The organism is Ruegeria aquimaris (assembly GCF_025751555.1).
Classification (GTDB): domain Bacteria; phylum Pseudomonadota; class Alphaproteobacteria; order Rhodobacterales; family Rhodobacteraceae; genus Ruegeria_B; species Ruegeria_B aquimaris.
Map to the genome: position 1 here is coordinate 134,286 of NZ_JAOWLB010000003.1, position 15,490 is coordinate 149,775.

The following is a 15,490-nucleotide window of genomic DNA, read 5'->3' on the forward strand; positions in this document are numbered from 1 at the left end:
GCCGTCTTCACTCTCGGGGCAGCGCAGTGATCGTTGCCGTATCGCGGCCTATGCCGCAAACCAGCCCGGTGCTGTCCTGCGCCCGCACGGTCACGGTATAGGTCCCGGGATTGGCAAATCGGTGGCGCGTTATGGCGCCCGTCGCTTCGGCGCCGTCGCCGAAAGACCAGCTCAACCGCAACCCATGCCCGTCCGGATCGCTGGCCCCTGTCGCATCGAACCGCACCACGTCATGCGCCGCCCCAACCGGCACCTCCAGGTCCGGGCCCGCGTCCACAACCGGTGTGCCATTCACCAGCACACGCGCGGTGTCGGTCCCGATGTCACACCCTTGCGCACCGCTGTTATCCTGAACGCTCAGTTCCACGCTCAGATCGGCGGCACCGTCAAAGACCCGTTCAACGCGCATCCCTTCAAGCGTGACCCCATCCGAGAACGTCCAGACGTAACGGATCAGATCACCGTCCAGATCGCCCGAACCACCGGCATCAAACACCACGGTTTCGCCCGGACACACGATCCGGTCCGGGCCAGCCAGCGCGGTCGGCTGCGCGTTCACCCGGACATAGATTTCCTCGGCACGGCGACTACCTGGCAGGTCAAGCCCATCGTCAAGTGTAACCTGAACCGGCATCAGGCCCGGTTTCGAAAACCCGTGCTGAACCTCTTCACCCTCCATCACGGTGCCATCACCAAACGCCCAGGACACCACCGTCTCGGCCCCCGGCCCAACGGCCCAGGGCAAGGAAACACCCGGACAGACCGCGCCGCGCGCCGCGAGACCGGCAACCGGAGATGGGGCGACCAGAACCCGGTGAACGACGGTCTGCACGCTGTTGCCCACGCCTGCGTCATCCGTCACCGTCAGCGTTACGTCAAAGCTTCCGGCGGTTTCGAAGACGTGAACCGATTGCACCCCCTGTGCGTGGTCACCATCGCCGAAATCCCAGCTGAAGTCCGAGATCGCACCATCAGCATCGGTTGTCGCGCCCCCATCGAAGCGCACGGATTGTCCGACCGAGACCCGTTCAGGCGCATTGATCCTCGGTTCGGGTGCCGCGTTCACGATGATCCTGCGTTGAACTTCCAATTCGCGGCACGCCTCGGTTCCGCCGGACAGGTTGGTCCGCAGCGTCACGAGATAATCTCCCGGCTCTGCAAACACATGCGAGATGTCCCGGCCTTCGTAACTACCGCCATCCGATATGGACCACGTATACCCGGTGGCTTCGGCGCCACCCAGCTTGTCGAGACCCGCCGAGAATGTCGCGGGCATGCCGGCCGCGGCGCGGCCCTTGCCGAGAATGCTCAGCTCCGGCGCCGCAACCACGGTGATTTCCGCGGTGTCGGTATCGAGCGGGCTGCACGCGCCGCGTGCGTCACCGGTGATCGTCAAAGTGACCGAATATGTCCCCGGCGTCTTGAACACGTGCTGCGGAGTTGCGCCGCTGCCGTTGCCGCCATCGCCGAAGGTCCAGGCAAAGGAATTGACCGCGCCATCCGCGTCGGTCGAGCCGGACCCGTCGAACCGAACCTGGCTGTTGGAGCAAACCGTCCGGTCCGGTCCGGCATCGGCAATCGGGCCTTCGCGCACCAGCGCGGCAATTCGATCCACGGCGGTGCCGTATTCGGTGCCCGTCTCGTTGCGCACCCTCAGGGTGACCGGATACACGCCGGGAAACTCGTAGGTCTTGGTCGGGTTGATCAGGTCCGAAGCCGAGCCGTCGCCAAAATCCCATTCATAGGCAAGCAACCCGCCATCGGGATCGGAACTGCCTGAGGCGTCGAACAGGATTGGTTCGCCCGAGCAGACCTCGCGGTTGCCACCGGCCACGGCCAGCGGACGCGCCTTGATGGTGACCGTCGTGGCGTCAATGGAACGGGCATTGGACAATCCGGTGCCATCATCGACCCTAAGCGTGACGGGGAATATCCCCGGACGCATGTAAACATGCGTGACGGTTTCGCCCATGACCGGGGGCGAACCGTCGCCAAAGTCCCAGCGATGCGCCAACGGGTCGCCGTCACCATCACTGGAGCCCGATCCGTCAAAGGTCACATACAGTTGGTCCGTCACCACGGGCTGCCCCGCCTCGGCAACCGGCGCATGGTTCACCCGGATCGTCAGATCGTCGGTCGCCGTGGAATTCAACACGCCGCTGTCATCGGCCACGACCAGCTGGACACTCCAGACACCGGGCGAGTCATAGGCGCGCTCGACCGTCCGCGCCTCCAGCGGCGCGCCGAGGTCTTCGAATTCCCACCGGAACGAAATCAGCCGCCCGTCGGGGTCAAAGCTCTGCCCGGCATCAAACACCAGCGTTTCACCGGGTGCGACCAGCAGGTCGCGACCGGCAACGGCCACTGGGGCCTCGTTGACGGTAATCAGGACTTCGGCCTCGTCCTGGGCCGGGCCGCCGACAAAATTGTCGGCCACCGTCAGGCGGACAGGATAAAGACCGGGTTCGTCGAACACATGCGCCACCCGCTGACCGGGCTTTTGCTGACCATCCGGGAAGCTCCAGACATAGTCGGAGATCTCGCCATCCGGGTCGACTGAGGCCCGCCCGGATAGAACGAACTCTTCCCCCGGTGCCACGGTCTGAGCCGGTCCGGCATCCGCGATGGGCGTGGTGTTGATGGTCAACCACATCGTGTCGCGGTGGGTATTCAGCGGCGCGCCGCTGTTGTCGCGCACCGTCAGGGCGACCTCGTACCGGCCGGGGCGCAGATAGGCGTGGCTCACGCTCTGACCGCTGGCCGTCGCACCATCGCCGAACTCCCACAGCCATTCCGTCACCTTGCCATCGGGATCGACCGATCCGCCGCCGTCGAAGCGCACATCGCTTGCGGTGACATACTGGTCCGGCCCCGCATCCGCGACCGGGGCGGCATCGACCCGCACGATCCGGGTGACCGATTGCAGCGCCGAGGCGGTGCCGCTGTCATCCTCGACCGTCAGCGTGACCGAGAACTCACCCGGCCGGGTCCAGGCATAGCTGGCAATCGGGCCTTCGCCCATCGCGCCATCGCCAAAGTCCCAGATATAGCTGAGGATCTGACCGTCCGCGTCGATCGAGGCGGAGGCGTCCAGTACCGCGACCTCGGACACCGATACCGGACGGTCAGGGATCGAGAAACTCGGCTCTGGCGGCGCGTTGACCTCGACCCGCATGCCATCGGTGGCGATCTTGTTGATCACACCGCTGTCATCGGTCACCGTCAGCAGAACCTGATAGCTGCCTGAACTGGTGTAGCGATGGGTGATCGTTTCACCCTCCAGAACGGTGCCATCCCCCATGCTCCAGCGATAATCCACAATGGCGCCATCCACGTCATAGCTGGCCGCACCCGACAGGGTCACCGACTGGCCAATGATCGCAGTCTGATCCGTGCCCGCCTCGGCGACCGGGGGGAAGTTGACCACAACACGACGCACGGCGGTGCCAAAATTGCAGGGATGCTGCGCCTCGTCCTGAACCCGCAGAACCGCGCGATATTGGCCCGGTTGCGCATAGACATGTTGCGCGCGTGGCCCCTGTGCCACGGCGCCATCGCCGAACGTCCAGCGGAACGCGGTGATCGGGCTGTCCGAGGGTTGCGAGGCAGATCCGTCGAACTCCACCACCTGACCCGGCGCAACCACGATATCGCTGCCCGGAACCGCTGCGGGGGCATTGCGCACATGTACCGGCACCTCGATCCGGTCACCGCGCCCGGGCCGGTTGCCCGGCTCCAGCAGACTCAGCCGCGCCACATAGCGCCCCGGATTGGCATAGCGATGCGCGATCACCGGCTCGGTCGAGCGGTTGCCATCGCCGAATTCCCACAGATAGGACAGCGGGGTCAGTCCAGTCGAGGCGCTGGCGTCAAAGGCCACCGAGCGGCAATCGGCCAGCGGTTGACCGGTTCCTATGGCGGTCGGACGCGGCGGTTCAGGCGCCCGGGTGGGCGGCATCGCCAACGGCAAGGGCCGGCCTTCGGCGTCGAAAACGGCCAGCGTCACGTCATTCGGCGTCTCGAACCCGCCCAGCAGGCTGATCGCCAGATTTGTTTCATCGGTTTCCACCTCGTCCGAGGTCCAGAAATCCTGCCCCGAAATGCGCAAGGGAAGATCGCGATAGTCGGTTACAAGCGCCAGATCGCCATTGGCGCCGTCGAATGTCTGTACCGTCAGCGCCCCGGGTGCCGGGTTCTGGAACCAGACCTGGGTGGCCGGGCTGCCAGCCGACCACCGCACGGTCGGGCGGTATGCGAACATCTCCAGCCCCTCGGGCGCCCGGTCCCGATCCCGGGCGAGGCTGACGCCCAGCGAGAAACTGTTGCCATCGTTGCCCCGGCTGCCCTGCACGTCGATCCGGAAATAGGCGCGATCACCGATGACCTCGCCCTGGTTGGCCCGAACCGCCGCCAGTGAAACCCAGCGTCCATCGGTGGCCTTGTCGCTGCCCCAGGTTTCCTCGCGGATGATGGATCCGGGCTGCGTCACCGGATCATAGGGGATCAGGCGCGGCTCGCGCGCCCCATCGCTGATGGGGTCCGGGCGGTCGGCACGGCTAAAGGCGCCCTCACCTCCGAACAGGCGGAACGTGGTTTCCGAGTCGCCCGCGCCACCATAGGTAAAATCACCCGTTCCGCCGGTCTCGGGATCGAAGACCCGCACGTAGACCCGGTCCTTCAGCCCTGCCGGAACGGAGAAGAACACCTGCTCGCGACGATCGGTATCGCCCTCGCGGCTTGGCGCCTGGGGTCCATAGACCACAAGCAGCCCTTCGGTGGTCTCAACCTGCGCGGGAACGCTCGTTGAAATGGCCGACAAGACAACTGCCAGCGTCGCCGCTGCTCCGTTCCGTACCACTCCCATGTTCCTTCCCTCCATAGCCGATCCAGCGCCCCCAAACCGGCCGTATTTCATTGAAACGCGGCGTTGCCCGCGTAGTCTTCGATCATCAGTTCGATCAGGTCCAAATCCCCCGGCTGCGGCGGCAGCGACACCCGGCACACGCCCGTTGCCGCATCGCAGCGCAGGAAGCCTTCGATCTCGTCGGCATCGACCCGCAGCACAAAAGGCGCAGCTTGGCGCAAGCCCGAGGCATCCTCGGCCCTTGCCTCGATGGTGATCGGTCCGCCGTCGCCCTGCGGGCGGGTGACGGCAACCTCCAGAATCACCGGCGGTTCGATATCCAGAAGCGTCTCAAGCCGCCGGACGGTGACGTTGCCCACGGCATCGGTCGCCACGAGGTCGAAGGTATTTGCACCAGGCGTCAGCGTGACCGACAGATCGAACCGCCCCTCGGCGAGGGGCACGGCGGTTCCGTTCAGGGTCAGCGACAGCGCATCCCCGGCATCGCCCGCCAGCCCCATCAGCGTATCCGCCGTCGCGCGCGGCGGCGGCAGGTCCAGCGCAAGCTCTGGCGGCATCTGATCGCGCAAGGCCACAAACTCGGTCGCCCCCTCGACCGAACCGTCCGGCGCCAGAACCTCGATCCGATAAGCCGTCTCTTCGGCGCCGACCGGCACGGTAAAGCTGATCCGCCCTCCGGGTTCGACGCCTGTCCGCAGAACCTCCGGGCCGTCGCTGCCGCGCACCACCACTGGTGCGCCGGGTTCGGCTGTCGTGCGCGCATTGACCGACAACTGATCCGACCGTGTCGCCAGCGCCGCGCCGACGCGGGGGATGTCATCGGCCAGAGTGATTTCGACCGATGCGGACGGCCGATAGATCACGGTCTGGCTGCGGGTGCTGGTGTTCCCCGCCGGGTCGGTGGCAAAGACGCTCAACGTATTGCGCCCCGGCACCAGCGAGACCTCGAGGACAAAGCTGCCATCCGCCGCCTGCTGCAAGGGTTTTCCGTTCAGGATCAGCGCGGCGTCAAGCTCGGTCGCGCCAAGCACCTCGATGCTGGGTTCCGTCACCATCGCATCAGGCGCGGGTGACAGCAGCGTGAGGAAGGGCGGTGTATCGTCCAGACGCACGGTGAAATCGCGCGGCGTACTCCACGCCCCCGGCAGCCCCAACCGGTCCAGGGCGGCCACGCGCCAATGGTATCGGGCAGGCGCAAGTTCGACCTGAAACGCGGTATCGCGAATGCCCCATTCCGACACCTGCATCTGGTTGAAACCGGGATCGGCGGCGACCTCCAGCCAATAGGCCTCGGCCCCGTCGTAACTGTCCCAGTCCAGATCGGCGGTTCGGGTGTAAAGGATCGCCCCCAGGTCCGGCGCGCTCAGCCGCGGGCTGTTGAGCACCGTTGCCCGTTGCGCGCCCGCCCCGGTAATCACCACACCCTCGCCCTGGCCGACGTCGATCTTGCGCCCGTTCTCTTCAATCTCCAGTCCGGGCTGGTCGTAGTTCACGAACCGCGCCCCCGACTGGTCCTTCTTGATCCAGAAATCGGCCGAATTCGTCTTGGTCTCGATCCCCGGCACCTCGATTTCGAATGTGGTCTTTTCGGATAGCTGGTTCAGCAGTGCGTAGAAATCGCCCTCGGCCAGCGAAACCTTGGTCACCTCACCCCCGGTCAGCGGGTCCGAGCGCATCCGTTGGATCGTGGCGTTGGAATTGGGGTTCAGGCGCAACCGGCTCAGGTCGCGAAACGTTATCTGGGTCGTGCTTGACGATAGGGTTCTGACCCGTTCGAATTCCACCAGCACATCGTTCAGTTCGCGGTCGGACCAACTGGGTTCGATCGGCGCGCGCCCCTCGACATCGCCCTGCACGTCCGACACGACCGCCTCGGCCGAGCGGTCCCGCTGGGCGATGGAAATATCCAGCGCCTCCAGGGCGATGACGGTGGCAACGTCGGCAAAGCTGACGACCTGGCGCCATTCGCCGACCTCGCGCTGCTGCACCGCCTCATCCCGGTTGCGAATGGCCTCGCCGATCTCGACGGGGGCAAAAATGCGGGCACCTTCCGAATTCGCCTTTTGAATTGCCTGAAGCGATCCCAAGAGCGCCTCGTCCGCAGCGAACACCTGACGCACCGGCAGTTGCAACTTGACGCCCGGGCGCAGGTCGGCGGGCGAGGCGATGCCGTTCAGGGCCAGAATGGTTGGCCAAAGGTCCGGATCGCGCAGGTATTTTTCCACCACGCCACGAATGGTGTCATCCGGACCGAAAGTCACGATTTCCATCGGTGCGTCGAGCGCATCGGTCTGGGTCGCCGCAACCACGGCCGTTGGCATCATCAAAACAATACCGATGATAGTCCGCCGCATTCCCCTTCTGAGACGCGCCGATAATCGGGTCTGTGCCATTCCTTGTCCGCCCCCTCGCGGAGCCTCCTGTTCAGGCGTCGTTAACTATGCTCGGATCGGACCCCCTCGTCACTCAAGCAAAAATCGACCCCTGCTCAAAGTTTTCAAAAAATATGCCGCAATAGTACCTTAATTCATGCAGATTTCAGAATCTGTTGTGAGATGAGAAACGATAAATGTATCAGACGGCAACTGGCCGGTTCCGTTTGACCGTCCTCAAGACGACATTTGTCTGCGCGCTTGCCACCGCAGACAACCGGAACAGAAACCCTTCGAGAAACACGTTATAGGCCGCAAGATCGCGGCACAGGACCCGCAGGTGATAGTCGGCCTGCCCCGTCGTGGCATAACAATCCTGCACCTCTGGACAAGTATCTATCGCACGAATGAACTCAACGATCCGGTCCGGGTCGTGCCGGGTCAGGTGAACGTGAACAATCGCCTCAAAGGTCAGGCCCATCGCGGCCGTATTGACCACCGCGCCATAGCGTTCAATGACCCCGGCATCCTCCAGCGCGCGAACCCTGCGCCAAAGCGCCGAGGCGGACATGCCCACCGCTTCGGCAAGATCGGAATTCGAGATTCGGCTGTCCTTTTGCAACAGGGTCAGAATGCGGCGATCGCGGTCGTCTAGCTCCATTATTGGTTACCTTCTCCAAGTTCCGGCGAAATCAGGAATATTTAACCACAAGAGAGCAGGTTAATAGACCATTCTGGCAAGATTTTCCAGGATATCCGGTTTATCCTTCCTCTCGCCCTTCTCTTTCAGGATATCGCGATGACCCACCCCGCCCCCGCCCTGCGCAGCTATGCGCTGGAGGACCGTTACAACCAGACTACCGGCCGCGTGTTCTTGACCGGCACCCAGGCATTGGTTCGGATCATGATGGACCAGGCCCGCCGCGACCGTGCCGCCGGGTTGAACACGGCCGGTTTCGTCTCTGGCTATCGGGGCTCGCCGCTGGGCGGGCTGGACCTGGAGATGTGGCGCGCCAAGACACGGCTGGAAGAGGACCGCATCACCTTCATGCCCGCCGTGAACGAGGACCTGGGCGCCACCGCCGTTCTGGGCGCGCAACAGGCGGTGCTGGACCCCGATTGCCAGCACGAGGGCATCTTTTCGATGTGGTACGGCAAGGGGCCGGGGGTGGACCGCTCGGGCGATGCGCTGAAACACGGCAACGCCTATGGCAGCGCGCCCAAGGGCGGCGTGCTGGTGGTGGCGGGCGACGATCATGGCTGCGTCTCCAGCTCGATGCCGCACCAGTCCGACGTGGCCTTCATGGCCTGGTTCATGCCGACGCTGAACCCCGCCTCGGTCGAAGAATACCTGGAGTTCGGCGAATATGGCCTGGCGCTGTCGCGCTTTTCGGGTACTTGGGTCGGGTTCAAGGCGATCAGCGAAACAGTGGAAAGCGGCCGCTCGGTGGAGCTGCGCCCGGACCGGCAGTTCATCCTGCCACAGATCGACCTGCCCGCGGGTGGCCTGCATGTGCGCCGCGCCGATCTGCCCAGCCCCGAGATCGAGACCCGCATTCAGGCCAAGCTGCGCGCCGTGCGCGCCTTTGCCGAGGAAAACCCGATCGACCGGCGCATCTATGATCTGCCCAACGCCCGCTTTGGCTTCGTCACCACCGGCAAGGGGCATCTCGACCTGATGGAGGCGCTGCGCCTCTTGGGTCTGGACGAGGCCAAGTGCCGCGCGCTTGGCATCGACATCTACAAGGTCGGCATGGTCTGGCCGCTGGCCCGCCGCAACGCGCTGCGCTTTGTGCGCGGCAAGCAGGAGGTGCTGGTGGTCGAGGAAAAACGCGGCATCATCGAGAGCCAGTTCAAGGAGTATTTCTATGACTGGCCCGGTGACAAGCCGCACCGGATGGTCGGCAAATACGACGAACAGGGCGAGCCACTGATCCCCTGGACCGGCGAGTTGAGCCCACTGATGCTGGCCCCTGTGGTTGCGGCACGGCTGAACGCGTTCTTCCCAGAGGAGAACCTGCCCGCCCGCGCCCGCGCGCTGACCGAAACGCCGCCGCCCGTAATCGCGGTGCCCGGTGCCACCCGCACCCCCTATTTCTGCTCGGGCTGCCCGCATAACACCTCGACCAAGGTGCCCGAAGGCTCGCGCGCCAACAGCGGCATCGGCTGCCATGTCATGGCCAGCTGGATGAACCGCGACACCGACGGATACGCCCAGATGGGCGGCGAAGGCGTGCCACATGTGGTGGCCAGCAAGTTCAACGGCGGCAAGCATATCTTCCAGAACCTGGGCGAAGGCACCTGGTACCATTCGGGCTCCCTCGCCATCCGTCAGGCGGTCGCGGCGGGCACCAACATCACCTACAAGATCCTCTATAACGACGCGGTTGCGATGACCGGCGGCCAGCCGGTGGACGGGCCGGTGAGCGTCTCGGGCATCGCCCAAACCTGCCGCGCCGAGGGCGTCGCGCGCATCGCGCTGGTCTCGGACGACATCGCGAAATTCTCGCGCGCGGATTTCCCCACCGGCACCACCTTTCATGACCGGGCCGAACTGATGCCGGTGCAAAAGGAGCTGCGCGAGATCAAGGGCGTCACCGTGCTGATCTATGAACAGACCTGCGCCACCGAGAAACGCCGCCGCCGCAAACGCGGCAAGATCGAAGACCCCAAGCGGTTCGCCTGGATCAACGATCTGGTCTGCGAGGGCTGCGGCGACTGTTCGGTCGCCTCGAACTGCCTGAGCGTCGAGCCGCGCGACACCCCGCTGGGCCGCAAGCGCAAGATCAACCTCAGCTCCTGCAACAAGGATTTCTCCTGCCTGAACGGGTTCTGCCCCAGCTTCGTCACCGTCGAGGGCGCCACCCGGCGCAAGCGCGCGGTCAAACTGGATCTGGAGCAGCTGGAAAGTGGCCTGCCCATGCCCACCCTGCCCGCGCTGTCCGACCCTTTTGACCTGCTGGTCACCGGGGTCGGAGGCACCGGCGTCGTCACCGTGGGCGCGCTGATCACCATGGCCGCCCATCTCGAAGGGCTGGGCGCCTCGGTGCTGGATTTCACCGGGTTTGCGCAGAAATTCGGCACTGTTCTCAGTTACATACGTCTGGGCGCCCGCCCGGACGCGCTGCACCAGGTGCGTATCGACACCGGCGGCGCGTATGCGGTGATCGGCTGTGACATGGTGGTCAGCTCCGCGCCCAAGGCCTCGGCGCATTACCGCAACGGCACAAAGGTTGTGCTGAACCGGGCCGAGATGCCGACCGGCGATCTGGTGCTGCATCGCGACGCACAATTGAAGATCGACACGCGCGAGGCGGCAATTTCCGCCGTGGTCGGGCCAGAAAATGTCAATGGTTTCAATGCGAATGAGGCAGCGGAAACACTCCTGGGCGACGCGGTTTTCGCCAATGTCATGATGCTGGGCTACGCCTGGCAGCAGGGGCTGGTGCCGGTCAGCCTGACCGCGCTGGGTCAGGCGATCCTGCTCAATGGCGTGGCGGTGGAAAAGAACCGCCTGGCCTTTGCGGTGGGCCGCGCCATGGCCGCCGACCCCGCGCGGCTGGACGGGCATCGCGAGGCCGAGCCAGAAAAAGAGACTTATGATCAGATGGTTGCCCGCCGCGCCGCGTTTCTGGCCGCGTATCAGGACGCGGCCTATGCCAAGCGCTACACCAACCAATTGCAGAGCTTTCGCACGGCGATGCCGCAGGCCAGCGACGAGATGCTGCGCGCCGCCGCACGCAACCTCTTCAAGCTATTGGCCTATAAGGATGAATTCGAAGTGGCCCGGCTGATGACCTCAACGGATTTCACCCGCGAACTGACCGACAATTTCGAGGGCGACTTCACGGTGAAATACCACATGGCGCCGCCGCTTCTGAGCCGGAAAACCGATGCGCGCGGGCGGCCCGCAAAGCGCGCTTTCGGGTCCTGGATGACGCCTGTCTTGCGCGGACTCGCCCGGATGAAGGGGCTGCGCGGATCGCGGTTCAATCCGTTCGGCTATCACGCCGAGGCCAGATTGCACCACGAATTGACCGTTTGGTACAGCGATCTGATGGCGAATGTGCCGTTTTGTACAGACCCCGAAACGGCGCTTGCGGTGCTCGAAACCGCCGACGAGATCCGCGGCTACGGCCCCGTGCGCATCGCCTCGGCCCAACGCGCGAAAGCCGAGGCGGCCCGCCTGCTGAACGGCGCCTGACACGGCGCGGACTGGTCCGATGCCGCGGCCACATGCCGCTTCTTTCTGGTCCCAAATACTCCCGCCGGAGGCATGTGCGGTCCGCGAGGGCCGCACATAGGGGTTGCGCCCCGGCGGCTGAGCAGGCAGGTCTCGGCAGAAACAACCGGAGCCTTCCATGACCGCAGCCATTGTTTTCGACCTTGACGGCACGCTGATCGACAGCGCCCCGGACATCACCGCCGCCGTCAACCGGATGCTGGCGGCCGAGGGACATGGGCCGCTGGGTCAGGCAAGGGTGACCTCGTTCGTCGGCAAGGGGCTGCCGAATCTGGTGGCGCAGGTGATCGGACATCTCGGGCTCGACATGGGGAGGCACGCGGAACTGTCGGCGGCAACGCTTGAGGAATACAACCGCTCGAACTCCAGCCTGACCGTACCCTATCCCGGGGTCGTCGCGGCGCTGGAGCGGCTCGCCGGGGCGGGTGCCGCGTTGGGGATCTGCACCAACAAACCCGAGGGACCGGCGCGGCAGGTGCTGGCCGATCTGGGGCTGGCGCGGTTCTTTGACGTGGTGATCGGCGGCGACAGCCTGCCGACGCGCAAGCCCGAGCCGGGCATGCTGCACGCCAGTTTTGCCGCGCTGCCCGATCTGCCGCGTCTTTATGTCGGTGACAGCGAGGTGGATGCCGAGACCGCGCAGAATGCGGGCGTGCCGTTCCTTCTGTTCACCGAAGGTTATCGCAAGAGCCCTGTCTCGGCGCTGCCGCACCGGGCGACCTTTGACGACTTTGCCGATCTGCCGGGGCTGGTGGCTCAGGCGCTGGCGATCTGAGCCGAGACCCGCTCGCGAATGGCCTGGGGCCAGGCCAGCGAGCGGCCCAGCCGGGCCACATGCACCAGCGTGGCCTTGGCCCGCAGGCGCAATTCGTCGCCGCAATGGGCCGTCAGTTCGTAATCGAGGCTGGAATTGCCGATCCGGGTGGGCGTCAGCCGGAAACTCAGCACGTCGCCATGCAGCGAGGGCGCGGTAAACGTGGCCTGGATCTGCGCTGTGGGGGCGCCGTTTTCCTTGACCAGCTCGTGAAACGGCAGGCCAAGATCGGTGGCGAACCAGTCTTCGACCACATCGTTGATCATTTCGAAATAGCGCGGGAAAAACACGATGCCCGCCGGATCGCAATGTTTGAACCGGACTTCGATTTCGGTGCTAAAGCTCATCTGTCGCCCTTCGTGACGGTTATCTGTCTGTCTTGCCCCTATCCCTGCCGGGGCTCAAGGCGTCAGCGTCTTCCATGCGGCAATCAGCCCTTCGCGGGTCATGCGGGGGCCGTCGCCCTGGGTGGCGGGCACCCCCTGGGCTGCCAGCGCGTCGACATGCAGGCGTGGCATCTCGCCTTCGCCCAGCACCGCCAGGTGCTGGCCCAGCCAGAACGGGCGCGTGGCCGCCAGCTCGGCCCCGATCAGGCCACCGAGGATCCGCGCCCGCGCCACCTCGGGCGGCAGGGCGCTGAGCGTGGCGTCGGCATGGGCGCTCCACAACCGCGCCAGCACCTGTTCCGGGCGCGAGAGGCCGTCGGCGACGGCCTCGGCAAAGGCGGCGCCGTCGAGATCGGAGGTGGAGAGCCAGCGGCCAAGCTGGGTGCCCGCGGCCACCGCAGAGATCAGCGCGCCGAACAGGAAGCTGCGGAAGCTGACGACCTCACCCGCGCTGACATGCACCCAGCGACTGGTTTCACCCACCAGGCAGATCACCCCGTCCCAACCGGGGTTGAGTGCCAGAAACCCGGCGACGCGGGTTTCGTCGCCCTGCATCATGTCGGCGGGCTGTGTTTGCCGGAGGCCGGGGACGGCGTGCAGCGCCACGCGCGGGTCGCCAAGATCGATCTGCCAGAGACTGCCCGCGAGCGGGATGCAGGGCACCGTGTCGCGCACCGGGCCAAGCGGGCCGCATGCGATGACCGGCACTCCCTGCCCGGCGTGCCGTCCGGCCACCAGCGCCAGGATCGAGGCGGCATCGGCGGGGCGCGGGCCGTCATCGACGGCCTCGTCCAGCACGTCGCGGCCGCGCATCACCCAGAGGCGGCGGCGGGTGGTGGTCCAGTCAAGGGCGATCCAGTCGCTGGTCATGTCGGTCTCCGGCTGTGTGCGCCGGTCTTAGGACAGCCGGGCGACAAGGCCAAGCGCTGTCAGAACCGGTAGCTGGCGCCAAAGACCGGACCGGATTGCTGGAAGGTGTAGTCATTGCCGTTCGACAGCGTGTGATCGACCGACAGGTGGCGATAACCGAACCGTAGCCGCCAGTTGTCGTTCAACTGGTAATCGGCAGTCAAGAGCACCTGCCAGCTCTCGCTGTCGCTCTGGAAACCGCCATAGTCGACGAAGGCGATGCCGTTCCATCTGTCGGACAGGCGGACCCGGGCGCGCAGGCCGATCACCGGATCGACCCAGTTGTCATTGGCGACCACGGTGCGCCCCGGCAGGATCCCCGGCAGCGCGGTCAGCGTGGTGCGCGTGTCGAACCAGCGCAGACCGGCGGCGAGGTCGAGGGACAGATCGGGGGTTTCATGCACACGGTAGGCGGCATAGGCGTTCAGAACCTGCGTCCGGGCCGCTGTGTTGATCCCCGAGAAGGCGCCGCCGGGCGTCGGATTGCCAAAGGAGATGTCGGTCATCATGTAATCGGCCAGAAAGCTCCACTGGCCGTTGCTGGCGCCAAACGCGCCCATGAAGGCGAAGTCGAGATTGTCGAGCGCGTCCTTGAAGCTGAGCGTGCCCTCGATGGTGCCCGCAGGCGTGGTGACGCCGGTCTCGGTCTCGGCAGTGAAGAGATAGACCGTCGCCTCGTATTGCCAGTTGGATTGTTGGGCCGCAAGCGGCGTCGCCGCCGCGAGCGCCAGTGCAAAAGCTGTGGAAGGCAGGTGTGTCATGATCGTCTCCGGGGAAGCGATGGCGTTCCATTCCAAGCGTCGCATACGAGGCACCCCGAGACAAGCGCGGCGGGGTGCGTCGGATCAGCCCGCAGGCTGAAAATCGGGGAATGTCCAGGTTCCGTCCAGGATCTCGGGGCGGGGTTGGTAGAGGCGGATGGCATAGTTCCAGCCCTGCATGATCGGGATGCAGTTGATGCGCCCGTCCGCGCAGCCGCCGAAGTTGATGGTATAACCGCCGTCGGCGTTCGGCTTGGCGGTGACGTTGTTGTAGGAATAGACGCCCAGATCGTTGGCCTCCATAAAGCCTTGGGCATTGTAGACTGTGACCGACCAGAACCCGTCGACCGGCACGTCCTTGGCCGTGACGGTATAGGGGGTGCCGTCATTGTTGGGGACCAGTCCAAGCGTGTACATCGCGGCCTCGGGCGGGTTCCCGCCCCAGCCGACCGCAGTGCCGATCAGGTGATAGAGCGGGTTGAGAAGCGCCTTTTGCCCGAAATAGGGGGTGGTGTCGCTGCGGGTATTGCCCAGCACCTTGATCGCGTCGCGGACGCGCGCCAGGCTTTCGGGATCCCAGTCGGGGATCTCGAATGCGCCCTTGTCGGGCTGGATGATCTGCAATTGATCCTGAAGCGCGTTGGCGGCCTTGACATCCTCGGGGTCGTTGGGGTCGGCAAAGGTGCGGATCACCACCGCCAGATAGCGTGTGCCGACCAGCGAGGGCGGGATGGTGAAGGTGCCGTCCTCGTGTATGGCGGGCAGCATCGAGTGCTCTTCGTTGATCAGCAGCATCGACTGGAAGCGGTCGCTTTCGGGTTTGACGATGGTGACCGGGGTGCTCATGTCGATCACGGCAAAGGAATAGAGCGTGTCGCGGTTCATCCGCACCACGTTCTGCTGATCGAGCGGTGTGGGCACGCGGCTGTGTCCCCATTCGCCGATACCGGCCAGATCGACATAAGATTTCATGATCTCGTTGGTCTCGGCGCGGACAAAATTGTCGACCGTGACGGCGACAGGTTCGGCAAGCGCGGTGCCGGGAACGGCGAGACCGGCGAGAATGGTGGTTAGGGACAGTCTGGACATCGGCATGGTCAAGCTCCTGAATATCTCGCGGCAAGTCTAGTCGCCCGGCCCC

Annotated in this window: 9 protein-coding genes; 2 read left to right on the forward strand and 7 right to left on the reverse strand. The window is 65.0% G+C overall.

Annotated elements, in window-relative coordinates:
• Positions 1-7: 7 nt before the first annotated feature.
• The 3 genes from OE747_RS05760 to OE747_RS05770 all read right to left on the reverse strand — a co-directional run bounded on the left by OE747_RS05760 (position 8) and on the right by OE747_RS05770 (position 7,897).
• Positions 8-4,864, reverse strand: a complete 4,857-nt coding sequence (locus tag OE747_RS05760; protein ID WP_263827654.1) for a PKD domain-containing protein — start codon at positions 4,862-4,864, stop codon at positions 8-10.
• Positions 4,865-4,911: 47 nt separating this feature from the next.
• Positions 4,912-7,218 carry a FecR domain-containing protein gene (locus OE747_RS05765; protein WP_263827655.1) on the reverse strand — a complete coding sequence of 769 codons (2,307 nt, stop codon included), beginning with the start codon at positions 7,216-7,218 and terminating at the stop codon, positions 4,912-4,914.
• A 220-nt stretch (positions 7,219-7,438) separates the two neighbouring features.
• Entirely contained in the window at positions 7,439-7,897 is a 459-nt protein-coding gene (locus tag OE747_RS05770; protein WP_263827656.1) for an Lrp/AsnC family transcriptional regulator, read from the reverse strand.
• A 138-nt stretch (positions 7,898-8,035) separates the two neighbouring features.
• On the opposite strand from OE747_RS05770, the gene OE747_RS05775 reads away from it, so the two are divergent.
• Both OE747_RS05775 and gph read left to right on the forward strand, forming a co-directional pair.
• Positions 8,036-11,440, forward strand: coding sequence for an indolepyruvate ferredoxin oxidoreductase family protein (locus OE747_RS05775; RefSeq protein WP_263827657.1), 3,405 nt, complete (start codon positions 8,036-8,038; stop codon positions 11,438-11,440).
• Positions 11,441-11,597: 157 nt separating this feature from the next.
• The gene (gene gph, locus OE747_RS05780) at positions 11,598-12,254 is read left to right on the forward strand and encodes a phosphoglycolate phosphatase (RefSeq protein ID WP_263827658.1); all 657 of its coding nucleotides are present in this window, start codon (positions 11,598-11,600) and stop codon (positions 12,252-12,254) included.
• On the opposite strand, the gene OE747_RS05785 is transcribed toward gph, so the two are convergent.
• The 4 genes from OE747_RS05785 to OE747_RS05800 form a co-directional block, all read right to left on the reverse strand.
• A complete protein-coding gene (locus tag OE747_RS05785) occupies positions 12,236-12,640 on the reverse strand; it encodes an acyl-CoA thioesterase (protein WP_263827659.1) in 405 nt (134 codons plus the stop codon). The two genes, gph and OE747_RS05785, sit on opposite strands and share 19 nt — an antisense overlap.
• A 54-nt stretch (positions 12,641-12,694) precedes the next feature.
• Entirely contained in the window at positions 12,695-13,549 is an 855-nt protein-coding gene (locus OE747_RS05790; protein ID WP_263827660.1) for a 2-dehydro-3-deoxygalactonokinase, read from the reverse strand.
• Between the two features lie 59 nt (positions 13,550-13,608).
• On the reverse strand, positions 13,609-14,349 hold the full coding sequence (locus OE747_RS05795; protein WP_263827661.1) for a porin family protein: 741 nt from the start codon (positions 14,347-14,349) through the stop codon (positions 13,609-13,611).
• Positions 14,350-14,433: 84 nt separating this feature from the next.
• On the reverse strand, positions 14,434-15,438 hold the full coding sequence (locus OE747_RS05800) for a DUF1214 domain-containing protein (RefSeq protein WP_263827662.1): 1,005 nt from the start codon (positions 15,436-15,438) through the stop codon (positions 14,434-14,436).
• Positions 15,439-15,490: the final 52 nt, after the last annotated feature.